General features: G+C 62.6%; 18 protein-coding genes and 1 pseudogene. 3 read left to right on the top strand and 16 right to left on the bottom strand.

Annotation, left to right across the window (positions count from 1 at the left end):
- Positions 1-31 precede the first annotated feature (31 nt).
- The gene (locus PJK54_RS14440) at positions 32-1,126 is read right to left on the bottom strand and encodes a 3-deoxy-7-phosphoheptulonate synthase (RefSeq protein ID WP_442870687.1); all 1,095 of its coding nucleotides are present in this window, start codon (positions 1,124-1,126) and stop codon (positions 32-34) included.
- 794 nt (positions 1,127-1,920) lie between these two features.
- On the opposite strand from PJK54_RS14440, the gene PJK54_RS14435 reads away from it, so the two are divergent.
- Together PJK54_RS14435 and PJK54_RS14430 are read left to right on the top strand one after the other, a co-directional pair.
- Positions 1,921-2,475 carry a sigma-70 family RNA polymerase sigma factor gene (locus PJK54_RS14435; RefSeq protein WP_077377876.1) on the top strand — a complete coding sequence of 185 codons (555 nt, stop codon included), beginning with the start codon at positions 1,921-1,923 and terminating at the stop codon, positions 2,473-2,475.
- The gene (locus PJK54_RS14430; protein WP_077377873.1) at positions 2,454-3,164 is read left to right on the top strand and encodes an anti-sigma factor; all 711 of its coding nucleotides are present in this window, start codon (positions 2,454-2,456) and stop codon (positions 3,162-3,164) included. The genes PJK54_RS14435 and PJK54_RS14430 overlap by 22 nt, the downstream gene beginning before the upstream one ends.
- A 152-nt stretch (positions 3,165-3,316) precedes the next feature.
- Here the strand turns inward: PJK54_RS14430 and folM are convergent, their stop codons facing one another.
- From folM to trxA, 5 genes are all read right to left on the bottom strand, one after another.
- Positions 3,317-4,030 (bottom strand): dihydromonapterin reductase, encoded by a 714-nt coding sequence (gene folM, locus PJK54_RS14425; RefSeq protein WP_271303225.1) that lies wholly within the window; start codon positions 4,028-4,030, stop codon positions 3,317-3,319.
- Between the two features lie 33 nt (positions 4,031-4,063).
- Positions 4,064-4,858 carry an FAD-binding oxidoreductase gene (locus PJK54_RS14420; protein ID WP_176494248.1) on the bottom strand — a complete coding sequence of 265 codons (795 nt, stop codon included), beginning with the start codon at positions 4,856-4,858 and terminating at the stop codon, positions 4,064-4,066.
- Between the two features lie 84 nt (positions 4,859-4,942).
- Positions 4,943-6,412, bottom strand: a complete 1,470-nt coding sequence (gene ubiD, locus PJK54_RS14415; protein WP_271303224.1) for a 4-hydroxy-3-polyprenylbenzoate decarboxylase — start codon at positions 6,410-6,412, stop codon at positions 4,943-4,945.
- A gap of 197 nt (positions 6,413-6,609) precedes the next feature.
- Positions 6,610-7,869 carry a transcription termination factor Rho gene (gene rho / locus PJK54_RS14410; protein WP_077377862.1) on the bottom strand — a complete coding sequence of 420 codons (1,260 nt, stop codon included), beginning with the start codon at positions 7,867-7,869 and terminating at the stop codon, positions 6,610-6,612.
- 528 nt (positions 7,870-8,397) lie between these two features.
- Entirely contained in the window at positions 8,398-8,724 is a 327-nt protein-coding gene (gene trxA / locus PJK54_RS14405) for a thioredoxin (protein WP_077377859.1), read from the bottom strand.
- 411 nt (positions 8,725-9,135) lie between these two features.
- On the opposite strand from trxA, the gene ppx reads away from it, so the two are divergent.
- The gene (ppx, locus tag PJK54_RS14400) at positions 9,136-10,698 is read left to right on the top strand and encodes an exopolyphosphatase (protein ID WP_442870685.1); all 1,563 of its coding nucleotides are present in this window, start codon (positions 9,136-9,138) and stop codon (positions 10,696-10,698) included.
- Between the two features lie 104 nt (positions 10,699-10,802).
- On the opposite strand, the gene tilS is transcribed toward ppx, so the two are convergent.
- From tilS to bamA, 10 genes and pseudogenes are all read right to left on the bottom strand, one after another.
- Entirely contained in the window at positions 10,803-12,263 is a 1,461-nt protein-coding gene (gene tilS / locus PJK54_RS14395) for a tRNA lysidine(34) synthetase TilS (RefSeq protein ID WP_271303223.1), read from the bottom strand.
- A 143-nt stretch (positions 12,264-12,406) separates the two neighbouring features.
- Complete coding sequence (gene accA / locus PJK54_RS14390) at positions 12,407-13,360, bottom strand: acetyl-CoA carboxylase carboxyl transferase subunit alpha (protein ID WP_084207821.1); 954 nt, start codon at positions 13,358-13,360, stop codon at positions 12,407-12,409.
- Between the two features lie 277 nt (positions 13,361-13,637).
- A complete protein-coding gene (gene dnaE / locus PJK54_RS14385; RefSeq protein WP_077377851.1) occupies positions 13,638-17,138 on the bottom strand; it encodes a DNA polymerase III subunit alpha in 3,501 nt (1,166 codons plus the stop codon).
- A 428-nt stretch (positions 17,139-17,566) separates the two neighbouring features.
- Positions 17,567-18,211 (bottom strand): annotated as a pseudogene (rnhB, locus tag PJK54_RS14380) (ribonuclease HII); the annotation flags it as partial.
- Between the two features lie 92 nt (positions 18,212-18,303).
- Positions 18,304-19,455 (bottom strand): lipid-A-disaccharide synthase, encoded by a 1,152-nt coding sequence (gene lpxB, locus PJK54_RS14375; protein ID WP_271303222.1) that lies wholly within the window; start codon positions 19,453-19,455, stop codon positions 18,304-18,306.
- A gap of 2 nt (positions 19,456-19,457) precedes the next feature.
- A complete protein-coding gene (lpxA, locus tag PJK54_RS14370; protein ID WP_077377842.1) occupies positions 19,458-20,225 on the bottom strand; it encodes an acyl-ACP--UDP-N-acetylglucosamine O-acyltransferase in 768 nt (255 codons plus the stop codon).
- Positions 20,222-20,665, bottom strand: coding sequence for a 3-hydroxyacyl-ACP dehydratase FabZ (gene fabZ, locus PJK54_RS14365; RefSeq protein ID WP_077377839.1), 444 nt, complete (start codon positions 20,663-20,665; stop codon positions 20,222-20,224). Before fabZ ends, lpxA begins: the two co-directional genes overlap by 4 nt.
- Before the next feature lie 251 nt (positions 20,666-20,916).
- The gene (lpxD, locus tag PJK54_RS14360) at positions 20,917-21,954 is read right to left on the bottom strand and encodes a UDP-3-O-(3-hydroxymyristoyl)glucosamine N-acyltransferase (protein ID WP_077378183.1); all 1,038 of its coding nucleotides are present in this window, start codon (positions 21,952-21,954) and stop codon (positions 20,917-20,919) included.
- An 86-nt stretch (positions 21,955-22,040) separates the two neighbouring features.
- Positions 22,041-22,553, bottom strand: coding sequence for an OmpH family outer membrane protein (locus PJK54_RS14355; protein WP_077377836.1), 513 nt, complete (start codon positions 22,551-22,553; stop codon positions 22,041-22,043).
- A gap of 117 nt (positions 22,554-22,670) precedes the next feature.
- Positions 22,671-25,007: an outer membrane protein assembly factor BamA gene (gene bamA, locus PJK54_RS14350; RefSeq protein WP_271303221.1), complete on the bottom strand. Its 2,337-nt coding sequence runs from the start codon at positions 25,005-25,007 to the stop codon at positions 22,671-22,673.
- Positions 25,008-25,228 lie beyond the last annotated feature (221 nt).

The following is a 25,228-nucleotide window of genomic DNA, read 5'->3' as shown; positions in this document are numbered from 1 at the left end:
AGAGGGCTTCACCAGCAGGGTGGTGTCTGGGTCAGGCGTCTCGCAGACGCTCTGCCGCCAGACTCAGCAGATGCTCCGTCGTCTCCCACCCGAGACAGGCATCGGTCACGGAAACGCCATGGCGCAGCTGCGAGAGCTTGTCCGCTGCCGGCAATGCCTGCTTGCCCTCGTTGAGATGGCTTTCCAGCATCACGCCGATCAAGGCGTCATCACCGGCCAGACGCTGGGAGAGCACATCCAGCATCACTTCGCTCTGACGACGGTGGTCCTTGCGCGAGTTGGCATGACTGCAGTCGACCATCAGTCGCGGTGTCAGACCGGCCCCTTCCAGCTCTCGCCGGCAGGCGGCCACCGAGTCTGCATCGTAGTTGGGCTGACCATGGCCGCCCCGCAGCACCACATGGGTGTGGGGATTGCCCGCGGTCTCGATCAGCGCCGGGCGCCCGCTGTCATCCATGCCGAAGTGACGATGCCCGTGAGCTGCCGCACCGATCGCCTGCACGGCGACCTCGACCCCACCATCGGTTCCATTCTTGAAGCCTACGGCGCAGCCAAGGCCGGAGGCCATCTCGCGGTGGATCTGTGACTCGGTGGTGCGTGCCCCGATGGCCGCCCAGCCGAGCAGGTCTTCCAGGTAGGCGGCGGTCAGCGGCTGCAGCAGCTCGGTCGCGACCGGCAGGCCCAGCTGGTTGATCTCGCGCATCAGCTCGCGCGCCTGACGCAGGCCGCTGGCCATGTCATCACTGCCATCCAGATGCGGATCATAGGCCAGCCCCTTCCAGCCCACCGTCGTGCGCGGCTTCTCGACATAGACACGCATCACCAGCTTGAGGCGATCACTGACCTGCGGTTCGATCACCGCAAGGCGCTGGGCGTATTCACGCGCGGCCTTGAGATCATGGATGGAACACGGGCCGACCACCACCAGCAGACGATCATCCTCCCCGGCAAGAATCGCGTTGATCTCAGCGCGGTGCTGGCGAATCTGGCCGGCCAGGTCAGCATCCACCGGCAGCTGCGCGCGCAATTCGCTGGCGCTGGGCAGGGCTTCACGACTGATGCGTCCGGGAGTGGTCGGTGTCTGGGCGGCATCGAAGCGGGTCACGGGGGTAGTCTCGGCGGTCATGGTGTCGACAGTGGTATCGGCTGTGTGCGGGTCATTCGTCAACACGCGTTCAAGGCTGGCGTTCATGGTCTTCTCTCCTGTGACGAAGCTTCGGCTTCATCACGCAATATTCACTCTGACAGACAGGGACTTCGCGAATCGTCACCCCGATGTTGCTCGCCCTGCCCCGCGGTGACAGCGGAAAGAGGCAGGACGCCGCTAAATCGCCAGCGCCAATAACCATGCACGACCCGAGCGGAAGCGAAAGAGAAGCGGGTAGTCGGGATCGTGGTACGCATGGTCATTCCTCCAGTCATTCATGCTGCAATCATCGTTGGCACGTTAGGGTGGCACGCCTCTCTCGTCATGAGAGATTGCCGGGCCCAAACGCAAGAACCCCCGGTCGTGGCTGCGACCGGGGGTTCTTCAAGGTGGTGGCAGCCCGTACGAGACAGGCACGCCGTAACCTCAGGCGCGCCCCTGTGTAAACCAATACCAATAGCCAGCCGCACACGCAGCCGACGCCAGCTGACCCGAAGGGCAGGCAGCGGCAGTGCGAAGGCGGGAGCTTGAGGATTGATTCATGGGTCGGGCCGGTGTCCAGTGATGACGATGAAGCGTCGATGACTCTATCCTTGCACTACGAAACGTCGCACGCAAGCGTGATCGGGCAACAAACCGTTGCCTGCACGTATAAAGAAGGACTATCAGCCCGGAGTGGCATCAGTATAACCTTTGGTTGTCGAACGACATGATCGGCAACGCGCATTCGTCCAGCGGTGCCTGACACCGCGCCCACAGCTTGGAATGCATGCATGCAGGATTCCCGAAATGAAGCACTGATAGAGTATCTGTCGGGATGTGCCCGGCAGGATGCCAAGGCACTGGATCGACTTTATCGCGCAACCAGTGCGCATCTATACGCTCAGTTGCTGCGTATCTTGAGGCATGAGGCATCCGCGCAGGATTGTCTTCAGCAGGTCTACATCCGGGTATGGGCCGCCGCCGGCCAGTATGACGCCGGCCGCGCCCGCCCGATGACCTGGCTCGGCACCATGACCCGCAACATCGCCATCGACTGGATACGTCGACAGCGACCCAGCGAGCACGACAGCGACGAATTGATCGCTGCCATGCCCGGTCGAAGTGATATCGAGGCAGATGTCGACCTGGCCCAGCACAGTGGTGAACTCCACCAGTGTCTGGCCGAGCTGAATGACGATCAACGCCGCGCCCTGGAACTGGCCTACTTCGAAGGCCTCACCCACCAGGATCTGGCCAACCAACTGGACCAGCCCTTGGGCACTGTCAAGAGCTGGGTCCGACGTGGACTCGAGAGGTTAAAGACATGCATGAGTCATTTGATCTGAGCGATCCCGAACTGCGCGAAACCGCAGCGGGCGAGTACGCGCTCGGAACCCTGACACGCAGTGAGCGCGCCGCTTTCGAGTCGCTGCTCTCCGTGAGTCACGATCTGCAGCGCGATGTGGAGCGCTGGCGCGAACACCTGAACGTGTTCAATGAACAGCTGCCCCCTGTCGCGCCGCCCGCCGATGTCTGGCAAGGCATCGCCGAGGCGACGGGCACCGCCCGGCAGCCGTGGTGGCGTCGCCTGGGCCTGTGGCAAGGCATGACGGCCACGGCGTTCAGCCTCGCACTCGCCGTCAGCCTGACCTTCAGTCTGGGTCAGAACGAGAGCATGGAGAGCGACTACGTGTTCGTGGTCAGCAACCCTGACAGCAGCCCCGGCTGGATCGTCAATGCCTCCCACTCGGGTGAGATGATGGTCCAGGCCGTCAGCCCCAACGCCCCGGCCCCCGGCAAGGTCTGCGAGCTGTGGCTGATGGCCAAGGATGGCAAGGAGCCGATGTCACTGGGCATCCTGCCGCACTCCGGCACCATGAAGGTGGAAGTGCCGAAGGAATATCTGGCCGCCTTCCCCGACAGCGACCTGGTGATCACGCTGGAAAATCCGGGCGGTGCTCCCTCCGGTCAGAACATGGGCCCAACGCTCAAGAAAGGCCAGTTCACCGCCGTCGAAGGCCGCCACATTCTGTAGGCACTGCCTGCAAGCACTGACGGCAAACGCTGCGTCACCACACGACGTCGCATCAACGAAAAAGCCCCCGCTTCTCAGCGGGGGCTTTTTTCATGCTGCTCTGCCGGGTCTCGACCCCTGGAGGCTCCCCGGACACCGGCAGGAAACACCCGTCACGTGAGATGACGTCCGCCATCCACCGGCAGTGTCGTGCCCGTGACATAGGGACTGTCCAGCAGATAACGCAGCGCCTGCCAGATCACCCCTGGGCCCGGCACACTCTGCATCGCAGACTTGGCCCGCGCTCGCTCGGCGTAGTCATCATCGTCGTCCGGGCGCAGCATGATCAGCGCCGGCGCGATGGTGTTGACCTGGATGCGAGGGGCGAACAGCGCCGCGAATGACAGCGTCAGATTCTCGAGCCCCGCCTTGCTGGCCGCGTAGGCCGCATGCTTGCGCGAGCCTTTCTGGACCACGAAATCACTCATGTGAACGATGTCGGCCTGAGTCTCGATACCTGCCTCCAGCAGATCACGCAGCGCCAGATTGATCAGATACGGCGCCTGCATGTGGACGCGAAACAGATGCTCGAACATCTCGCCGCGCTCCTCCGCCCCACCATCCGCCGCCCAGTCGCTGGCATTGTGCACGATGGCCCTCAACGTCGGCGTCATCTCACGAATCGTCGCGATGAAGGCCTGGATGCCCGCCTCACTGGAGAAATCCGCCTGGACGGTGCGGATACCCAACGCCCGCAGGGCATCGAGCTCTTCGCGCTCACGTCGGTAGCTGATGATGACGGGATGGCCATCATCCACCAGACGTTCGGCGCAGTAGCGCCCCAGTCGCTGGGCGCCACCGGTGATCAGGATGGGGGACTGACTCATTCACTCGACTCCTTCAGGCAACGTCAGGCAGCTTCAGCCGGATACCAGCGCCGGATCCAGCAGCGGCTCGCGTGGTGCATAACTGAAGACATCGGAGCTCAGCGCGCTGGCCTCGACCCCCAACGGCGTCAGCGCATCGACACAGGCATAGACCATGCCGGGCGAGCCCGACAGATAGACGCGCTTGCCTGCCATGCTCTCCGCATGCGCTCGCAGCGCATCATCGATACGTCCGATATGGCCATTGAAGCTTGCCTCGACCCCAGCCGCTTCCAGTGCCTGATGGTGGGCATCACCCGCCTCAGGCGCTTCTTCCAGTACCGGCACGTAGCGGAAATTGGGCTGACTGGCGGCCCAGTGGAGCGCGGCGCTTTCCAGATACAGATCCCGACGCTCACGCGCGGCCCACCACAGTTCGATGGGCTGATTGAGGCCGTGTGCAAACGCTGCCTGCAACATGGCATGCATCTGCGAGAATCCGGTACCGGCACAGATCAGCACGATGGGACTGGGGTCGTCGAGATCGAGCACGCATTCGCCATTCGGCAGGCGCAACTCCAGCTGATTGGCCGCGACCAGCAGGCTGCGCAGACGCGCCGAGTTGCTGCGCTCCGGCCAGTGCTGGATATGCAGCTCAAGCACGCCATCTCCCTTGGCAGCGTTGGCGATGGAGAACGGTACCCAGGTGGTGTCGTCGAGCTTCATCTCGAGATACTGGCCCGGCGCATGCGCCAGGGCCTCGGGACGTGCGGCAAAGCGCACACGAAACACGTCCGGGGTCAGGTCTTCCACACTCTCGACATGACAGGTCAGGGTCCGCGCCGTCATCGTATCCTCTTGTTGTCTGAAGCCTGCCGCGACGCCTGGCGCCGAGGCAGGGTAAATGCATGAGTGGTGATGGTCAGGTGAGACTCAATCCAGAATGCCCAGACTGTCCCAGCGCTCATCGACCCGCGAGACGATCTCGTCGCTCATCACGATGGGCTCGCCCCATTCGCGGTCGGTCTCGCCGGGCCACTTGTTGGTGGCATCCATGCCCATCTTGGAGCCGAGCCCCGCCGTTGGCGAGGCGAAATCGAGATAGTCGATCGGCGTATTGTCGACCAGAACGGTATCACGGCTCGGGTCCATCCGCGTGGTGATGGCCCAGATGACATCTTCCCACTTGCGGGCATCGACATCATCATCCAGCACGATCACGAACTTGGTATACATGAACTGGCGCAGGAAGCTCCAGACTCCCATCATCACGCGCTTGGCGTGGCCGGGGTACTGCTTCTTCATCGTCACCACCGCCATGCGGTAGGAGCATCCCTCCGGCGGCAGATAGAAGTCGACGATCTCCGGGAACTGCTTGCGCAGAATCGGCACGAAGACCTCATTGAGGGCCAGACCGAGAATCGCCGGCTCATCCGGTGGACGCCCGGTATAGGTCGAGTGATAGATCGGATCGCGACGATGGGTGATGCGCTCGATGGTGAAGACGGGGAAGCTCTCGACCTCGTTGTAATAGCCGGTGTGATCGCCGTAGGGGCCTTCCGGTGCCATGTCATCCGGATACAGATAGCCCTCGAGGATGATCTCGGCGCTGGCCGGCACCTCGAGCTCCGACAGGCCACATTTGACCAGCTCGGTGCGCGAGCCGCGCAGCAGCCCCGCGAAGGCGTACTCGGACAGCGTATCCGGCACCGGAGTGACAGCGCCCAGAATCGTCGCCGGGTCAGCCCCCAGCGCCACGGCGACCGGGAAGGGCTCACCCGGATGGGCCTTCTGCCACTCACGGAAATCCAGAGCCCCGCCACGGTGCGCCAGCCAGCGCATGATCAGCCGATTCCTGCCAAGCTTCTGCTGACGGTAGATGCCGAGGTTCTGACGCTCCTTGTGCGGCCCGCGGGTAATCACCAGCGGCCAGGTCACCAGCGGCGCGGCATCTCCGGGCCAGCAGTGCTGAATCGGAATCATGTCGAGATCGACATCATCCCCCTCCAGTACGACCTCCTGACAGGGCGCACGCTTGACCCGCTTGGGGCCCATGCTCATCACCTGCTTGAAGATCGGCAGCTTGTCCCAGGCATCACGGAAGCCTCTGGGCGGCTCCGGCTCCTTGAGGAAGGCGAGCAGCTCGCCGACTTCGCGCAGTGCCTCGACCGATTCCTGCCCCATGCCCAGCGCCACACGACGCGGTGTGCCGAACAGATTGCCCAGCACCGGCATGCTGTGGCCCTTGACGTTCTCGAACAGCAACGCCGGACCACCCGCCTTCAGGGTGCGATCGCAGATCTCGGTCATCTCCAGGTAAGGGTCCACCTCGGCACGAATGCGCTTGAGTTCGCCCTTCTCTTCCAGCGCCGCGATGAAATCGCGCAAGTCTCGATACTGCATGGGAGTTTCCGGTCGGCTTGATCAGGTTCCGAGCATACCATTGCCAGCCGATAGTCGGCAGGCCGACAACGCAAGACGCCCATCTCCTGATCAGGAGATGGGCGTCTCGGGAAGTGCGGATTCCCCACGTGATTCCGTCATTGAACGGAATCACGTGGGGAATCCATGGCATTGCCTCGTCAACTCAGGACATCGGCTCAGCGGCGCTTCATGGCCTCGAAGAACTCGAGGTTGGTCTTGGTATCTTTCAGGCGGTCGATCAGGAATTCGGTCGCGGCCACGTCTTCCATCGGATTGAGCAGCTTGCGCAGGATCCACATGCGCTGCATTTCATCTTCAGACGCGATCAGGTCTTCACGACGCGTACCGGAACGACGGATGTTGAGTGCCGGGAAGACACGACGCTCGGCCAGCTTGCGGTCGAGGTGCGCTTCCATGTTACCGGTGCCCTTGAACTCCTCGAAGATGACTTCGTCCATCTTGGAACCGGTGTCGACCAGTGCCGTGGCGAGGATGGTCAGACTGCCGCCTTCCTCGATGTTGCGCGCGGCACCGAAGAAGCGCTTCGGCTTCTCGAGGGCATGCGCATCGACACCACCGGTCAACACCTTGCCGGAGGACGGCACCACGGTGTTGTAGGCACGTGCCAGACGCGTGATGGAATCGAGCAGGATGACGACATCCTTCTTGTGCTCGACCAGACGCTTGGCCTTCTCGATCACCATCTCGGCGACCTGGACGTGACGGGCCGGCGGCTCATCGAAGGTGGAGGCCACGACTTCGCCGCGCACGGTGCGCGACATTTCGGTGACTTCCTCAGGACGCTCATCGATCAGCAGCACGATGAGGTGACACTCGGGGTTGTTGCGAGTGATGGAGGCGGCGATGTTCTGCAGCATCATCGTCTTGCCCGCCTTGGGCGGTGACACGATCAGACCACGCTGTCCCTTGCCGATCGGGGCCGTGAGATCCAGGATGCGCGAGGTGATGTCCTCGGTGGAACCGTTGCCGATTTCCATCAGCAGACGCGATTGCGGGAACAGCGGCGTCAGGTTCTCGAACAGGATCTTGTGCTTGGCGTTCTCGGGACGGTCAAAGTTGATCTGATTGACCTTGAGCAGCGCGAAGTAACGTTCCCCTTCCTTCGGCGGACGAATCTTGCCGGAAATGGTATCGCCCTTGCGCAGATTGAAGCGGCGAATCTGGGACGGGGAAACGTAGATGTCGTCGGGGCCAGCAAGGTAGGAAGAATCCGCACTGCGCAGGAAGCCGAAGCCGTCCTGCAGGATTTCCAGCACACCATCACCATAGATATCCTCGCCGCTTTTCGCGTGCTTCTTGAGGATGGCGAAGATGATGTCCTGCTTGCGCGAACGTGCCAGGTTGTCGATCCCCATGGTCTGGGCGAGTTCCAGCAGTTCCGGGACGGTATTTTGCTTGAGTTGGGTAAGATTCATCGGCTTGTTTGAACGTAGCTCGTGTCAGCAGGGCTGAAGATAAGAAGGGAATCGAGAAGACGAGCAGGAGGCAGAGACTGACACTGTACTGTGTGAGTGCAGGCTGATCTCGACAGCATTCCCGGGGGCAAGCGCCTGAGTGGAAAGAATACAGGTGCCAAAGGTTCAGGAAAGATCACTCACCACGGCCGTACAACGGATTCGGCAACGGAGTGTCGAGCGACTGCAGCCCGTCCGCAAGGACATGGGGCGTCGTGCTTCCTGACGTAAAAGTCTTCTCGATATGGAATCTAGCGGTATGAATCGCCTGGTGGCTGACCTGTGAATAGAAGGACAGAATTACCAGAGGGCTGGCTGACAACTGGGGGACCGTGGGACGGTCGACATGACGCAATCAGAGAGCGTGTAATCAGGCGAACGCCTCGATGGTAGTCAAGCTTCACCTCGAACGCAAGTCCCGTGCTCAGAGGCCATGCCAGCGCAGCCCGGGGGACGGGGCCGCCGCTCAACTGACGGCGTCATCCCCCATCACAGGTTGGCATCCAGGAAGGCGGCCAATTGCGCACGAGGCATCGCCCCGACCTTGCTGGCCTCGACATTTCCGGACAGGAACAGCATCAGGGTCGGCACGCCACGAACGCCGAAACGGGACGCCAGTTCAGGGGCCTCATCGACATCGACCTTGACGATCTTCAACCGCCCTTCATATTCCTCCGCCAGCGACTCGAGTGTCGGGGCCACCGTCTTGCACGGCCCACACCAGGAGGCCCAGAAATCCACCAGTACCGGCTGCTCGCTCTCCAACACCACGGATTCAAAGTCTCTTTCTGAAATCGGTGCCACACGTTCGCTCATCGCGACGTTATCTCCCAGGCCACATCGGCCTTGCTGATCTTCCTGCAGGTAAATGATGATGCTTCAGCGTGACGACGATGACGGCAAGCCCCGGGACGAGCGGTGTCACGCGAGCGCCTTGCACGAGAGGCATCGCTCTCTGGCGCTTCGCACGACTGTCATGTCGCACCAGTAGACTACCACGCCCTGTCTCTGACATGCCCCACTCTCGACCGATCCTGCCGACGACATGCCATGAGGTTTGACACCTCACACAAGTCGCCGCAACCTTGATCCAGACTGACATTGCATTCTTTACCGTGATACTCCGCAGCGTGGACGGCTTGGCACATGGCGCCCTGCCCTCGAGGACAGCGCATGTAGCAGCGCCCGTTCGCGCAAGGCCTGCCAGCAGGACCTGCCACAAGGACCATGCATTTGAGTGATTCAGCCTCCTCTCTACCTGACAGCCCCCCCGCTGCCACGGACACCAGTGACGATGCACCACTGTTGAAGCTGGCCGCCATCGATCTCGGCTCCAACAGTTTCCATCTGCTGCTGGCCAATCATCAGGCCGGACAATTGCAGGTCGTGGCCAAGCAGGGCGAGAAGATCCAGCTGGCAGCTGGCCTGGATGAAGACGGCATGCTCAGTGAAGATGCCATGGAGCGTGCGCTCAACTGCCTTGCACAGTTCGCGCCCTTCCTGGATGGCATCGAGGCGGAGCATCTGCGCATCGTCGGCACCAACGCGCTGCGTGCCGCGCACAACAGCCAGACATTGATCGATCGCGCCGAGGAATTGCTGGGGCATCCCATCGAGATCATCGCCGGCCGTGAAGAAGCGCGCCTGATCTATCTGGGGGCCGCCCATGCCCTGGCCGATGTGCATGGCAAGCGCCTGATCATCGACATCGGCGGCGGCTCGACGGAATTCATCATCGGTGAACAGTTCGAGCCGCTGTTGCTGGAAAGTCTGCACATGGGCTGCGTGGCCTATACCAAGACATTCTTCTCTGACGGCGAGATCAGCGAGAAACGCATGCGCCGTGCCGAACTGGCCGCTCGCTCGGAGCTGGCCAGCATACAGCGCAGCTATCGCGAGCTGGGCTGGGACGACCCCGTCGGCTCCTCCGGCACCATCAAGGCAGCCGCCAGCGTGATGGAAGCCCATGGCTGGGCAGCACACGGCCTGGTGACTCGCGAGGGACTCCATCGGCTGCGCACCGCTCTCTTGGGATTCAAGCGTCTCGACAAGGTCAGCCTGCCAGGCCTGAAAAGTGACCGCGCCAGCGTCTTCCCGGCCGGGGTCGCGATCCTGTGCGGTATCTTCGAAGCCCTGGAACTCGAGCAGATCCGCTACTCCGATGGCGCGTTGCGCGAAGGCGTGCTGTTTGATCTGATCGGTCGCAATACGGCGGAAGACTCGCGCATCGCGGCCATCGATCTGCTGCGTCGTCGCTATGGTATCGACACCCGCCATGCGGCCAACGTGCGCGATACCGCGCTGGCGCTGTTCGACCAGGTCGCGGATGCGTGGTCACTGGGGGCAACCTCCCGTCAGATGCTGGCCTGGGGGGCCGAACTGCATGAAGTCGGGCTGGCCATCTCGCATAGCCAGTTCCATCGTCATGGCGCCTACCTGATCGAGCATTCCGACCTGCAGGGGTTCTCGCGACCGGAGCAGAAGGCGCTCGCCTTCCTGGTACGCGCCCATCGTCGCAAGTTCGCCAGCCGGGAGCTTGCCAATCTGCCGCTGACGCTCCAGCCACGCCTCGCCCGCCTGGCGCGCCTGCTGCGCATCGCCGTGATGCTCAATCATTCACGCCCTGAACAGCCTGTCCTCGGCACGCAATTGAGCGCCAAGGGCGACGAATTGCGACTGAGCCTGGCAGAAGAATATCGGGATCACAGTCTGATCTGTGATGACCTGACCCAGGAAAGCAGTCTGCAGAAGGCCGCCGACATGACGCTCACCCTCGAAGACGTCGACTGAGAACGGACGCCGCCCTGGCCTCGTGCTGTCCCGCCACTACGCCCAGGGCCCCGTGAGACTCTCTGTCGAGACTGACTCCCGGGGCCGACTTCTGAGGCCCACAGTCAGCCACTCGGCTTTGCTCGCAACCACCACCCGCACGCGGGATGCCATAGCGCCACGATGGCTTGATCGCGGACACGTCGCGCTACCCGCAGCTGGTGGCGCTGCCAGGGTGGGATGTCGGCTTCCTGCAGCAGGCGCTTGAGGTCCCGCCGGCCCCTGTCAGCCAGACGCATGACATCACCCGGCTGACGCTGACCGATCACGACTTCGTCCTCCTGCGCGGCCAATGCCTGCCAGCTCTGTCTCGCCCGATCATCCAGTTCACGCCGTTGGCAGTCACTGACCCCATCACCAAGACCATGCCTTGTAACGGTATCACTCACCTGCCACCACAGCTGACCGCGCCAGAGGCGCACCACCAGACTTGAGACCGGACTGTGCCAGCGCACCTCCGCCACCGAGTCCGGCGGCGTGACGATCCACTGCTGCAGACTGGCCAGGCGCCCGCGCGGCGGCACCGGCCAGCCGCGTGATTGGCACAGGTGGCGCAGGACCAGACGCTGACGTGGCTCACTCAACTCGCCCAGACGTGCCAGCGACAGCTGCACCTCTTGCTCTTGCTCCTGCCCTTGCTCCAGCTCCTGCCCCGGCGTGACGCGCTCCGCGCCTGACAGCCGTACCTTCGCCAGCAGCTCGGCCGCCAGCTCATCCAGCAATGACTGCTCTTCCTGGAGCTGCTGCGCTGAGCGCGCAAGGCTGCCCGCAGCCTGTGGCCAACGCCCTTCGAGTGCCGGCAGCACCGTGTGACGCAGATAATTGCGATCGAAACGCTGACTGAGATTGCTGGGGTCCTCGCACCAGTCTCGTGAGACACATAGCCCTTGCTGACTCGCCAGAGTCTCGAGATCACGTCGAGAGACATCCAGCAGCGGGCGTACCAGTCGTGCACGCGCATGGGGGGGCAGATCTCGCCCAGTGGACAAGTTGCCCACGGTCAGCGCCCGCTCAGGCGGCATGGCCGCCAGCCCGCGCCCGCCACTGCCGCGCAGCGCGTTGAGCAATAGTGTCTCGGCCTGATCATCCTGATGCTGCGCCAGCCACAGGCTATCGCCCGCCGCCAGACAGGCCGTCAGTGCCGCCAGCCGCGCCTCACGTGCGGCAGCCTCCACGCCTCGCGACTTGAATGCGGCCTCATCCAGCGCCAGATGGCGCACACTCAACGGCAGCCCCAACCGCGAGGCCAGCCTGCGCGCCAGACGCTCGAAATCATCATTGGCCGCCTGCAGGCCATGGTGCACATGCACCAAGCGCAGCCGTCGCGGGCACTCCTGCGCCGCTCGCGCCACCAGCCTCGCCAGCATCACCGAATCCAGTCCGCCCGAGAGTGCGATCCATACCGTGTGCCTTGAATCCGTTGCTGCCAACGCCGCACGGACGGCAACGAGTGCGCGCGATTCCGCCATCTCGCCAAGAGACTGCGGAGACGAGGACATCGAGTCCAGTGAGGAAGACAGAGACATGCCGGGCTCCCGTCGCGAAAGTAGATGGATGGAGTGAGCGGAGAAAAAGCGGCCCTGAACGCAAGGACGCCCCCGGAAGATTCCGGAGGCGTCCTGGTCACTCAGGCGTGAACTGCATGCGCATCAAGCGTGATGTGCAGAGATCATGCCGGTGCGCCGTAGCTCATCAGGCGCTGGTAACGACGCTCCAGCAGGGCGTCGGTATCCAGCGCGCCAAGACGCTCCAGGCCTTCACCCAGCGCGGCCTTGATGCTGTCGGCAGCAGCTTGCGGGTTGCGGTGCGCGCCACCCAGCGGCTCCTTGATCAGGTTGTCGACGAAGCCCAGCTCCTTGAGGCGCGAGGCCGTGATGCCCATGGCATCAGCGGCATCGGCGGCACGCTCTGCGCTCTTCCACAGGATGGAGGCACAACCTTCCGGCGAGATCACCGAGTAGGTGGAGTACTGCAGCATGTTGAGCTCGTCACACACGCCGATGGCCAGTGCACCACCGGAACCGCCCTCACCGATGACGGTGGAGATGATCGGGGTCTTGAGACGCGACATCACTGCCAGATTGTAGGCGATGGCCTCGGACTGACCGCGCTCCTCGGCACCGATGCCCGGATAGGCACCCGGGGTGTCGATGAAGGTCAGGATCGGCATCTTGAAGCGCTCGGCCATCTCCATCAGACGGCAGGCCTTGCGGTAGCCTTCCGGACGCGGCATGCCGAAGTTGCGACGCACCTTTTCCTTCACGTCACGGCCTTTCTGGTGACCGATCACCATCACCGGCTTGTCGTCGAGACGCGCGATGCCACCGACCAGGGCTTCATCGTCCGCGTAGTGACGGTCACCGTGCAGCTCATCGAAATCCGTGAACAGGTTCTCGAGGTAGTCGAGGGTATACGGACGCTGCGGATGACGCGCCAGCTGAGATACCTGCCAGGCACCGAGGTCCTTGAAGATGGACTCGGTGAGCTTGGTGCTCTTGTCCTGCAGACGAGCGATCTCGTCAGACAGGTTGACCTGGGAGTCGTTACCGACCAGACGGAGTTCCTCGATCTTGGCCTGCAGCTCGGCGATCGGCTGTTCAAAGTCCAGATAATTGGGATTCATAAGGCGTTTCGTTCGTCGTCTCGGGCAGCCAGGAAAGCGAGTCGGCCGGGTCACTCCCCCTGAGCAAGCGCTCAGGCGATCTGTGGCTCACGGCGGTCACAGTCGGCATGGAATTGGGTACGGAAAAGATAGGGGGGCATTATCGCACCCTGTTCGACAGGTGCAAACCTTGCCCGCCCGTTCGGCGAGGGATTGCCTCTCCCCCACGCCCTTCACCACCTCGTTTCACTTGCATCATCAAGGGGAAGGGATGGCGTCCCTTCCCCTTGATCAACAATCACTCACGGTACTTGAGTCGCACGCCGCGCTGGCCTTCCACCTCACCCAGCTGGATCAGCAGTTCATCGCTGGGGGCGACGCGCCATTGCTCACCAAGCTCCAGCCAGGCCTCCGCGGCGGCATTGCGATAGCGTAGCCGCATCGGCAGGCCTTCGCTGGCCAGGTGCGGCGTCAACAGCGTGGATAGCTGCTGGGTGAAGCGTCCGCCGATATCCTCGGCGGCGATGCTCATCTCGACGGCCTCACCGAAGCGCGCCCGCGCATCGATGATCGGCGTGACATCCTTGCCACGCAGGCGCAGGCCGCCGGAATAATCATCCTGACTGACCTCCCCCTCGACGATCACCACGCTGTCAGGTACCAGCTTGTTGCGTACCTGGTCGTAGAGTTCGCCGAACATCGAGGCCTCGATGCGTCCGGTGCGATCATCCAGGGTCACGAAGGCCATGGTATCGCCACGCTTGGACTTCATGGTGCGCATGGCGATCACCAGCCCGGCGATGCGCTGCGGCTCCCGCGACGGCTTCAGGTCGCTGATGCGCGCATTGATGAAGCGCTTGAGCTCACCTTCGTATTCATCGATGGGATGGCCGGTCAGATAGAGCCCCAGGGTGTCCTTCTCGCCGGTGAGGCGCTCCTTGTCGGTCCACTCACGCGCCTTGCGATAGCCGGCGTAGACATCCGTTTCCGGCTCGCTGAAGGCATCGCCGAACATGTCGGTGATGCCGACATCGTTGTTGGCATGATTCTGGGAGGCGGCCTTGAGCGCATCCTCCACCGCCAGCATCAGCACCGCACGGGACGGGCCGATGTTGTCCAGCGCCCCGGAGCGGATCAACGCCTCCAGGGTGCGCTTGTTGATCTTCTTGGCATCGATGCGCTTGCAGAAGTCGAAGATGTCGCTGAACGGCCCACCCTCGGCACGTGCGCTGACGATCGCCTCGATCGGGCCCTCGCCCACGCCACGGATCGCGCCCAGCCCGTAGACGACGCGCCCTTCGAGGTCGACGGTGAACTTGTAGCCACCGATGTTGACGTCCGGTGGCGTGACCGTCAGGCCGATATGGCGGCATTCCTCGATCAGCGGTACCACCTTCTCGATGGTCTGCATCTCGGTCGAGATCACCGCGGCCATGAACGGTCCCGGATAGTGCGCCTTCAGCCAGCCCGTCTGGTAGGAGACGAGGCCATAGGCCGCCGAGTGGGACTTGTTGAAGCCGTAACCGGCGAACTTTTCCACCAGGTCGAAGATGTTGCCCGCCAGGTCCTTGTCGATGCCCTTCTCGGCACACCCTTCCATGAAGCCGGCACGCTGCTTGGCCATCTCTTCCGGCTTCTTCTTGCCCATCGCGCGGCGCAGCATGTCGGCCTGGCCCAGCGTGTAGCCGGCCAGCACCTGCGCGATCTGCATGACCTGCTCCTGGTACAGGATGATGCCGTAGGTCGGCTCCAGTACCGGCTTGAGCAGCTCGTGCTGATAATCCGGGTGTGGATAAGACACTTCTGAGCGACCGTGCTTGCGGTTGATGAAGTCATCCACCATGCCGGACTGCAGCGGGCCCGGACGGAACAGGGCCACCAGGGCGATCATGTCTTCCAGGCAGTCAGGCTTGAGCTTCTTGATCAGCTCCTTCATGCCGCGGGATTCCAGCTGGAAGACCGCCGTCGTCTCCGCCTTCTGCAGCATGTCGAAGGTCTTGGCGTCGTCCAGCGGAATGTCATCGATCTCCAGCGGCGGCAGCCCTTCACGCTCACGGACCTTGTCGACCATCTCGGTCGCCCAGTCGATGATGGTCAGGGTACGCAGCCCCAGGAAGTCGAACTTGACCAGCCCGGCTTCCTCGACATCGTTCTTGTCGAACTGCACCACCAGACCGCTGCCATCCTCTTCACACAGCAGCGGCGAGAAATCGGTCAGCTTGGTGGGAGCGATCACCACGCCCCCGGCGTGCTTGCCGGTACCGCGGGTGGTGCCCTCGAGCTTGAGCGCCATCTCCCAGATTTCCTGGGCCTCTTCATCGTTCTCGATGAATTCCTTGAGCTGAGGCTCCTGCTCGATGGCCTTCTCCAGCGTCATGCCGACTTCAAAGGGAATCAGCTTGGAGAGCTTGTCGCCCAGCGAGTAGGGACGCCCCTGGGCACGCGCCACGTCACGCACCACCGCCTTGGCGGCCATGGTGCCGAAGGTGACGATCTGCGAGACCGCATTGCGCCCGTAGCGCTCGGCCACGTAATCGATGACGCGATCGCGCTTCTCCATGCAGAAGTCGACGTCGAAGTCGGGCATGGAGACACGTTCCGGGTTCAGGAAGCGCTCGAACAGCAGGTCGTATTCCAGCGGATCCAGATCGGTGATCTTCTGGGCATAGGCCACCAGTGAGCCGGCACCGGAACCACGCCCCGGGCCGACCGGCACGCCGTTGTCCTTGCCCCACTGGATGAAGTCCATGACGATCAGGAAGTACCCGGGGAAGCCCATCTGCAGGATGATGTCGAGCTCGAAGTCCAGGCGGGAACGATAGCGCTGTTCGGTGTCAGCCCAGGCTTCGCTGTCGCGGGGATGCCTGTCGCGCGGATAGAGCTTCTCGAGGCGTTCCGTCAGGCCATCATGGGAAACCTTGCGGAAGAACTCATCCATCGTCATGCCTTCCGGCACCGGGAACTCGGGCAGGAAGTAGGTCCCCAACTGAACCGTCACGGAACAGCGCGCCGCGATCAGCACGCTGTTCTCGAGCGCTTCGGGAATGTCGGCGAACAGCTCGTGCATTTCCTCGGCGGTCTTCAGGTACTGCTCATCGCTGTAGCGGGTCTCGCGGCGCGGGTCATCCAGCGCCTTGCCTTCCCCGATGGCCACGCGTGTCTCGTGGGCCCAGTAGTCCTCACGCTTGAGGAAGCGCACGTCATTGGTGGCGACCACCGGGGTATCGGTCGCCTCCGCCAACGCCACCGACAGGTGCAGGCACTCTTCCTCGTACTGGCGCTGGGTACGGGTCAGCTCCAGATAGAAGCGATCCCCGAAGACCGCCTTCCATTCGCTCAGCAGGGTCCGTGCGGTGTCTTCGTGATCCGAGAGCAAATGACGCCCGATCTCGCCCTCGCGCCCCCCGGACAGCACGATCAGCCCCTCGGCCTGCTCGAAGATCCACTGCTTCTCGAGATAGGCACGCCCCTGCTTCTGGCCGTCGGTCCAACCACGCGAGATCAGCTCGGTCAGATGGCGATAGCCGATGTCATTCATCGCCAGCAGCGTGATGCGGTAGGGACGTGTGACGTCCTGCGGATTGGTCATCCACAGATCGGAACCGATGATCGGCTTGATCCCGGCACCTCGGGCATTGGAGTAGAACTTGACCAGCCCGAACAGGTTGGCCTCGTCGGTGACCGCGACAGCCGGCTGGCCTGCCGTGGCGGTCGCCTTGATCAGCGGCTTGACGCCGGGCAGACCATCGACGAGAGAGAACTCGGTGTGAACGCGCAGGTGAACAAAGGGCGTGGTCATGGAATCGGCTCGTGAAGTCTGCGTGACGGTAAAGGATTCAGTCGCGGCGGGTGACGATGGCCGCGCTGACGCTGCCGGCGCCTCGGACGCTGAAGGCGGGGACTCCGCTGCCAAGGATAGCGCGTCGGGGGCAGCGTCTGAAGGCGCCTCGCCTGTCAGGACGACCTCGACTGACGGGGATGCCGTGGTCTCACTGGCATCAGTCAGACCACGGCTGGCGGCTTTTTTGCAGCGGGAGACTGGCTCGGCTCACTCGTCGCCAGGGCCGCTTCCTGCTCTGACGGCCCCGACGATTGCTCTGACGGCCCCGACGATTGCCCTGATGACTCGACAGCCTTGTCCGGCTCAGCGGTTGGCTCAACCGGTGCTGGCAGCGCGATCAATGCATCTTCCGGCACGGCCTGCGGCACATGCCCGGCCATGTAAAGCCGCTTGACCGGCCCGAAGCTTTTGCGATGCAGGGTAAGGATGCCATGCGTCTCGATGGCAGCCTGATGCTCGCGGGTCGGGTAGCCCTTGTGACGCGCGAAACCGTAGGCGGGGAAGCAGGCATCCAGCGCTGCCATCTGGGCATCGCGGTATACCTTGGCCAGTATGGAAGCCGCGCCGATGGCGGCGTGGCGCAGGTCGCCCTTCACCACTGCCATGCCGGGAATCTCGTGCCCCGGCAAGCGGTTGCCATCCACCAGCAGATATTCCGGGCGTACGCCCAGGGCATCGACAGCACGCCGCATCGCCAGGTGCGTGGCCTGATAGATGTTCAGCTCATCGATCTCTTCACTGGTAGCCTCGGCGATCGCCCAGGCCCAGGCACGCGCACGAATCTGCTCGTACAGTGCCAGGCGCTTCTTCTCGCTGAGTTTCTTGGAGTCGGTGATGCCCTCGATAGGGTCATTCGGGTCAAGAATCACCGCTGCCGCCACTACGGGCCCGACCAGCGGTCCACGCCCGACCTCATCGATACCTGCCAGCAGCTCCCCGTGATAGGGGATCACCAGCGCCGGGAAATCATCGGCGGGTTTGCGCTTGCGGCTGGCGGGCAGAGTGGCGGGTCGATCGGCAGAGTCGGTCATGGTATCTCGGGGCGTCAGACAACCGACAGACCACTGTTGCGGCCTGCCGATCAGGGGGTATCAGTCAGTAAAGGCATCACGGGCGGCCGTGATCAGCGCCCCGCCAGCTCACCGATGGCAATGGCGGCCGCGGCGCTGGCATCACAGGTCAACTCACGATGCATGGCGACGAAGCGCTCACGCAGCTCACGCTGGCGACAGACATCGCCGGCGGCACGCGACAGCAAGGGAGCGAGGCTTTCCTCGATGGACTCCGGCGTGGCTGCGTCCTGGATCAGCTCCGGCACCAATGTCTCGCGGGCAATCAGGTTGGGAAGCGAAATCCAATCGGTCTTGACCATGTGCCGTGCGATGCGGTGGGTCATCGGCGCCATGCGATAGGCCACCACCATCGGACGATGACACAGCAGACATTCGAGCGCTGCCGTACCGGAGGCCAGCAGCACGGCATCGGCGGCAGTCATCGCTTCACGCGACTGGCCATCGATGAGGTGAATGCGACTGCGATCCAGCGCCTCGCGCCCCTGCATCAGTGACTCAAGCTCGCTACGCCGCAGCGGCGTGGCGGCCGGAATCACCACTTCAAGCGCAGGGTAACGCTGGCAAAGGCGCTCAATGGAGGCCAGGAAGGTCTCGCCGAGGAAACGGATCTCGTTGCCACGGGATCCCGGCAACACCGCCAGCAACTGCACGTCGGGGGCAATCCCCAGCTGCAGGCGGGCAGCAGCGCGATCATCCTCGAGCGGCAACTCATCCGCCAGCGGATGGCCGACGAAGGTCACCGGCACCTGATGTTCGCGATAGAAGGCCGCCTCGAAGGGCAGGAAGGTCAGCATGCGATCGACGGCACGGCGGATGGTCTTCACCCTGCCCTGACGCCAGGCCCAGACGGAGGGACTGACATAGTGCGCCGTGGTGATGCCCCGCTTGCGCAGGCGCAGCTCGAGCCCCAGATTGAAGTCGGGAGCATCGATACCGATCATCACGTCAGGCTGCCACTCAAGCGCGTCGCGCAACAGATGGCGACGCACCTTGATCAACTCCGGCAGATGCTTGAGCACCTCGACCAGCCCCATGATGGAGAGAGTTTCCAGCGGATAGAGGCTGTCGAAGCCTTCGGCCTGCATGCGCGGCCCCCCGATGCCACGAAACTCGACATCGGGATGACGCGCCTTGAGCGCGCGCATCAAGCTGGCACCGAGGATGTCACCGGAGAGCTCTCCGGCTACCAGGTAGATGCGCATGCTCAGCGTGTCAGGCCACGAGTGGACGCCTTGAGCGAGGCGATGAAGACATCGCGCTCGGCGAGAGGCGGCTCACCTTCCAGCTTCTCGAGTGCCTGCGCCAGTGTCAGCCCCTGACGGAAGACCGTCTTGTAGGCCGCGTTCAGGGCGGAGATGGTCTCGCGACTGAAACCACGGCGCTTGAGGCCGACGCTGTTGAGGCCATGCGCCTCGGCAGGGTGCCCATTGACCATCACGAAGGCCGCGATGTCCTTGGTGATGATGGAGCCACCGCCCGCCATGGCGTGCTCGCCGACATGACAGAACTGGTGCACCGCCGACAGTCCGCCAAGAATGACGTGATTGCCCAGATGGACATGCCCCCCCAGCGTCGCCTGATTGGCCATGATGCAGTCATCCCCGATGATGCAATCATGGCCCACGTGCGAGTAGGCCATGAACAGGTTGCGACTGCCGATGCGTGTCAGGCTGGCATCCTGGACGGTACCCCGGTGCAGGGTCACACCCTCGCGAATGACGTTGTCATCCCCGATCTCCAGGCGTGTCGGCTCACCGGCGTACTTCTTGTCCTGGCAATCCTCACCGACCGAGGCGAACTGGAAGATGCGGTTACGCTCACCGATGACCGTCGTACCCTTGATGACGACGTGCGGCCCCACCACCGTGCCAGCGCCGATCTCGACGTCGGCACCGATCACGCAAAACGGACCGACCTCGACATCGTCGGCCAGGCGGGCGCCGGGATCGACAATGGCAGTAGGATGTATCAAGCGACCTTCCTCTCGGCACAGATGATTTCGGCTTCACAGACCACGTCACCGTCGACCTTGGCCTGACAGGCGAACTTCCAGATACCACGCTTCTCGCGCAGCACGCGGGCGCTGATCTCGAGCTGGTCGCCCGGCATGACCGGACGCTTGAAGCGCACGTTGTCACTGCCCACGAGGTAATAGATGTAACCATCGGCAGGACGCTTGTCGACCGTCTTGAAACCCAGAATACCTGCCGCCTGAGCCATGGCCTCAACGATCAGCACACCCGGCATGATCGGGTGTCCCGGGAAGTGGCCATTGAAGAACGGCTCATTGATGCTCACATTCTTGCGCGCGACGATGAACTCGCCAAGGGACAGTTCCATGACCCGATCGATCAGCAGGAAAGGATAGCGGTGCGGGAGATACTCACGGATCTCGTTGACGTCCATAACCATTGGCTTGCAACCTCTGAAATAACGAAATGCCTGCCGCACTCGGGCAGGCATGTAATGACGGTCCGGACCGCCGTTCTGGCAATGGCGCGCATTATAGCGTCCTTGCGCGCGACTGGCAGCCGCTCATTGCCCAGAGTCGCCGGGCTGACGAGATGACCTGCCTGGACAGGCGCTCGGCACAAGGCACAAAACCAGCGACCACTGCCTCATGGACAACGCCTGCTGGCACCTGCCGCGGTGCCAGAGCAGCGCTACCTGTCCTTCAAGTCCTTCTCGACCTGGTTCAGACGTCGTGCGAGCTGATCCAGCTGCTTGAAACGCACGGCATTGCGGCGCCACAGGCCATTGTCCATCGCCCCGGTACCCGACGAGTACACGCCCGGCTTGGTGATGGAATTGGTCACCAGACTCATGCCGGTGACCTGCACGCCATCACAGATTTCCAGATGCCCGGCAAGCCCCACGCCACCGCCCATCAGACAGTAGCGACCCACCTTGGTGGAACCGGCGATACCGACACAGCCGGCCAGCGCCGAGTGATCTCCGATCTGCACGTTGTGCGCGATCTGGACCTGGGAGTCGATCTTGACGTCATTGCCGATGATGGTGTCGCCGAGTGCTCCTCGGTCAATGCTGGTGCAGCTGCCGACCTCGACATCATCACCGATCATCACGCCACCCAGCTGGGCGATCTTGTGCCAGCCCTTGCCGTCGTGGGCGAAACCGAAGCCGTCGGCACCGATCACGCAGCCACTGTGCAGGACTGCCCGCGCCCCGATGACCACCCCGTGATAGAGCGTGACATTGGGATGCAGCAGACACCCTTCGCCCAGCACGCTGTCAGCGCCAATGACGCACCCGGCCTGGAGACGGGAGCCATCCCCGATACTGACACCGGGGCCGACCACCACCTGCGGGCCGATCTCGACATTCGCGCCCAGCGTGGCCGTCTCATCGACGACCGCACTGGGATGCACGCTGGCCTGCGGTGCCTGTGCCATGGGATCGAACAACCGTGACAGCTCGGCATAGGCCAGGTAAGGATTGTCCAGCACCAGCGCATGGCTCTTGCACTCGTCGAGATGACTCTCGTGCAGCAGCACCGCCGTGGCCTGAGAGTCCGCGAGATACTTGAGGTAGGCGCGATTGGCGAGGAAGGCGATATCGCCTGGCGCCGCGTCCACCAGCGTCGACAGACCAGAGACCCGAACGTTCGGGTCGCCAACGAGTCGAGCACCCAGCCGCTGAGCCAGATCCTCGAGAGTGTAGGAGAATTGTTGCTTTTTCATGCTGTCTCTAGGCGTCGGGCGCCGCTGGCTCGCATTCGCGTAGGCATGCTCAATGCTGGCATCGCGCGCCGTGACGCGCGACGACATCAGTTGAGCGAGTTGAAGACCTGGGTGACCTCATCGGTCAGGTCGAGACCATCCTTGCTGTAGACCGTGGCACTGCGGTCCACCAGCAGCTCGACACCGTGCTTGTCGACGACCTGCTGAATGGCCTTGTCCAGCTTGGGCTTGGATTGCTTGAGGAATGCCTGCTCGGCCTGCTGCTGCTGCTGCTGGACCTGGCCGCGCAGCTGCTGGAACTGCCCGCCCTTCTGGCGCAGTTGCTGCTGCAGTGACTGGCGCTCGGAATCCGACATCACCGCACCATCCTTCTGCAGCTTGTTCTGCATGGTCTCAAGCTCCTTGGCCAGCGCCTTGGCCTGATCCTGCTTGCCAGCCAGCTGATTCTTGAGCTGATTCATGGAACGCTGGGCAGCATCGGAGCTCAACAGCGCCTGGCGCCAGTCCATGACCGCCACTTCCGTGGCCTGGGCCATCATCGGGGTCGCAAAGGCTGCGAGGCCGCCTGCCAGACACAGTGCGCGGGTCAATTTACGCATCATAAAACTCCTTGTAGGCCTGTTGTTCGGTGACCGACGCCAGAACAGGAACGGCGGCGCCGGCAGCGGGGACATGACGCCACATCGGTTGCCCACCGGTGTGGCGTCATGTCCGCCTTAGAAGGTCTGGCCCAGTGAGAACTGGAAGATCTCGGTGTCGTCGTCGTCATCGTCACCGATGGGCTGCGCAACACTGAAGGTCAGCGGGCCAACCGGCGTGATCCATGACAGGCCGATACCGGCGCTGTAATTCAGATCGCCGAGGTCCACGCCACTCTCGCAGGAACTGGAATAGCTGGAGCCGACATCGTAGCAGGACGTCAGATAGGTATTCCCCGCATCCACGAAGAACGACGGCTGGACGCTGCGCTTGTCCTTAATGAAAGGCATCGGGAAGATCAAATCGATCCCGCCCTCGACCAGGATGTTGCCGCCCAGGGTATCGTCATCACCGTCATCGACCTCGGTGGATGCCTGACCCAGGGTGTTGGAGCTGTAACCACGCACGCTGCCCAGACCACCCGCATAGAAGTTCTTGAAGAACGGGTAGGTATCGCCGGAGAACGAATTGGCATAGCCAAGTTCGGTCCGGAACTTGAGCGACCAGTCATCATGCAGTTCGAACAGCTTCTGCCCCTTGTAGCGGAACTTGTAATAGTCCGCATCGGAGCCGGGCACTGCCACTTCCAGTGACAGCAGCTGCGAGCTGCCCGCCGTGGGCAGGATGCCGCGGTTGAGATTGTTGCGCGACCAGCTGGCGGTCAGCTTGTAGAGGTTGAAATCCTCGCCCTCATCACTGATGTACTGCGTGACCTCGGCGGGGCTGTCATCGAAGTCCTTGACGCGCACGAACTCGTAACCGGCACCGAAATTCAGGCGCGACAGTTCGTTGATCGGGTAACCGAAGTTGATGCCACCGCCGAAGCTGTCGGTCGCGTAGCTGGCGACATCGTCATCATCGTCGTAATCCACCTTGCGGTAGAACAGGTTGTAGCCACGCGAGATGCCATCCAGTGTCCAGTACGGGTCGGTATAGCCGAAGCTGACATTGGTGTAGTCATCGGACTTCTGGGCATTGATGTTGACTTCGTTGCCGGTGCCCAGGAAGTTCTTCTGCGACAGCCCCACCCCGTAGATGACCCCGTCACCCTGAGAGAAGCCGACCGACGCCGAGATCGAGCCCGACGGCTGTTCCTCGACGTTGTAGTTGACGTCCAGCTGATCCGGCTCGCCGGCGACCGGACGCGTGTCCACATCGACCTGCTTGAAGAAGCCGAGGCGCTCGAGCTTCTGCTTGGATTGCTTGATCTTGTCCGTCGAGGCAGGCGCACCCTCGAGCTGGGTCATCTCACGACGCAGCACCTCGTCGGCCGTCGTGGTATTGCCCTTGAAGTTGATGCGACGCACGTAGGCGCGCTTGCCGGGGTCGACCGCAAAGGTCAGATCCACCGTCTCGCTCTCTTCATTGACCTCAGGCACGGCGTTGACCTTGGCGAAGGCGAAGCCGTCGGCTCCCAATGCCTGACGCAGGGCCTCGCTAGAAGCCGTCACATCACGCTGGGAATAGAGGGCATCCGGAGCGAGCTTGACCAGATCACGCGCCCGCTCTTCCTTCATCTTGATGTCGCCGGCGAAACCGATCTCACCGATCTTGTACGGCTTGCCTTCGTCGACATTGATGGTGACGAAGATCTCGGACTTGTCCGGCGAGATGGACACCTGGGTCGAGCGCACCTGGAAGTTCACGTAACCACGATCCAGATACCAGGACTTGAGCGTCTCGATGTCCCCGGTCAGCTTCTCGCGCGAGTATTCGTCGTCGGAGAACCAGCCGAAGAACCAGCTCGGGCGGTCTTCCAGCTCGAGCTGTTCACGCAGGGTCTCGTCATCGAAGGCGGAGTTGCCGACGATGTTGATCTGGTGGATCTTGGCGACCGCACCTTCCTTGACGTCGATATTGACCTGAACACGGTTGCGCTCGAGGGTTTCCACCGAGGTCTCGATGCGAGCGCTGTAGCGGCCCTGCGCCTGGTAGACGCGCTCCAGCTCACGCTGCATCTCTTCCAGCGTGGAGCGCTGCAACACCTGACCTTCGGCCAGCCCGGCTTCCTTGAGGCCCTTGCGCAGGTCCTCGTCGGGAATCTGCGAGTTGCCGTCGATCTCGATCTTGGAGATCGTCGGGCGCTCGACCACGTCGATGATCAACACATCGCCATCACGCTTGAGGCGGATATCATCAAACAGGCCAGTGTCGAACAGCTGGCGCGCCGCGGAGGACAGATCATCATCCTCGACGGTCTGATCAGCGGAGACGGGGAAGGCGTTGAACACGGTGCCCGCAGACACGCGCTGAAGGCCTTCTACCCGGATGTCGGATACTTTGAAAGACGCGGCCAAGGCGCCTTGACTGGCCCCGAGCAGCGCAGCTGCCAATCCAATGGTCTTGAGTTTCATGCAGTCGCTTCGCTTCTCTGGATTCCGCCCGCTTGGATAAACAGGCACCTTATACACAACCCCTGGCTACTGACAAGACAGCACCCCTGGGGGTCGGCAATCGGGGCCGAAGTCGTGTGGGCATGATGACGGGAGTTGGCCATGTTGGCCAGCCCGTGCAATGAATTGACCCTCATGAGGGGCGACAGTTCAGCTCTGGTTCATCTTGCAGGAAACGCGAG

This window comes from Cobetia sp. MMG027 (assembly GCF_027947415.1).
GTDB classification, from domain to species: Bacteria; Pseudomonadota; Gammaproteobacteria; order Pseudomonadales; family Halomonadaceae; genus Cobetia; species Cobetia marina.
The sequence above is the reverse complement of the archived record's forward strand: the minus strand, read 5'-3'. Positions and strand labels throughout refer to the sequence as shown.

What these genes read in the sequence shown, in the direction of transcription:
- lpxD (WP_077378183.1), bottom strand. Translation starts at nt 21,954, where the DNA reads ATGAAAAAGCAACAATTCTCCTACACTCTCGAGGATCTGGCTCAGCGG.
- fabZ (WP_077377839.1), bottom strand. Translation starts at nt 20,665, where the DNA reads ATGGTTATGGACGTCAACGAGATCCGTGAGTATCTCCCGCACCGCTAT.
- PJK54_RS14440 (WP_442870687.1), bottom strand. Translation starts at nt 1,126, where the DNA reads ATGACCGCCGAGACTACCCCCGTGACCCGCTTCGATGCCGCCCAGACA.
- lpxB (WP_271303222.1), bottom strand. Translation starts at nt 19,455, where the DNA reads ATGCGCATCTACCTGGTAGCCGGAGAGCTCTCCGGTGACATCCTCGGT.
- trxA (WP_077377859.1), bottom strand. Translation starts at nt 8,724, where the DNA reads ATGAGCGAACGTGTGGCACCGATTTCAGAAAGAGACTTTGAATCCGTG.
- accA (WP_084207821.1), bottom strand. Translation starts at nt 13,360, where the DNA reads ATGAATCCCAATTATCTGGACTTTGAACAGCCGATCGCCGAGCTGCAG.
- PJK54_RS14430 (WP_077377873.1), top strand. Translation starts at nt 2,454, where the DNA reads ATGCATGAGTCATTTGATCTGAGCGATCCCGAACTGCGCGAAACCGCA.
- tilS (WP_271303223.1), bottom strand. Translation starts at nt 12,263, where the DNA reads ATGTCTCTGTCTTCCTCACTGGACTCGATGTCCTCGTCTCCGCAGTCT.
- ubiD (WP_271303224.1), bottom strand. Translation starts at nt 6,412, where the DNA reads ATGCAGTATCGAGACTTGCGCGATTTCATCGCGGCGCTGGAAGAGAAG.
- ppx (WP_442870685.1), top strand. Translation starts at nt 9,136, where the DNA reads ATGCATTTGAGTGATTCAGCCTCCTCTCTACCTGACAGCCCCCCCGCT.
- rho (WP_077377862.1), bottom strand. Translation starts at nt 7,869, where the DNA reads ATGAATCTTACCCAACTCAAGCAAAATACCGTCCCGGAACTGCTGGAA.
- PJK54_RS14355 (WP_077377836.1), bottom strand. Translation starts at nt 22,553, where the DNA reads ATGCGTAAATTGACCCGCGCACTGTGTCTGGCAGGCGGCCTCGCAGCC.
- folM (WP_271303225.1), bottom strand. Translation starts at nt 4,030, where the DNA reads ATGAGTCAGTCCCCCATCCTGATCACCGGTGGCGCCCAGCGACTGGGG.
- bamA (WP_271303221.1), bottom strand. Translation starts at nt 25,007, where the DNA reads ATGAAACTCAAGACCATTGGATTGGCAGCTGCGCTGCTCGGGGCCAGT.
- PJK54_RS14420 (WP_176494248.1), bottom strand. Translation starts at nt 4,858, where the DNA reads ATGACGGCGCGGACCCTGACCTGTCATGTCGAGAGTGTGGAAGACCTG.
- PJK54_RS14435 (WP_077377876.1), top strand. Translation starts at nt 1,921, where the DNA reads ATGCAGGATTCCCGAAATGAAGCACTGATAGAGTATCTGTCGGGATGT.
- dnaE (WP_077377851.1), bottom strand. Translation starts at nt 17,138, where the DNA reads ATGACCACGCCCTTTGTTCACCTGCGCGTTCACACCGAGTTCTCTCTC.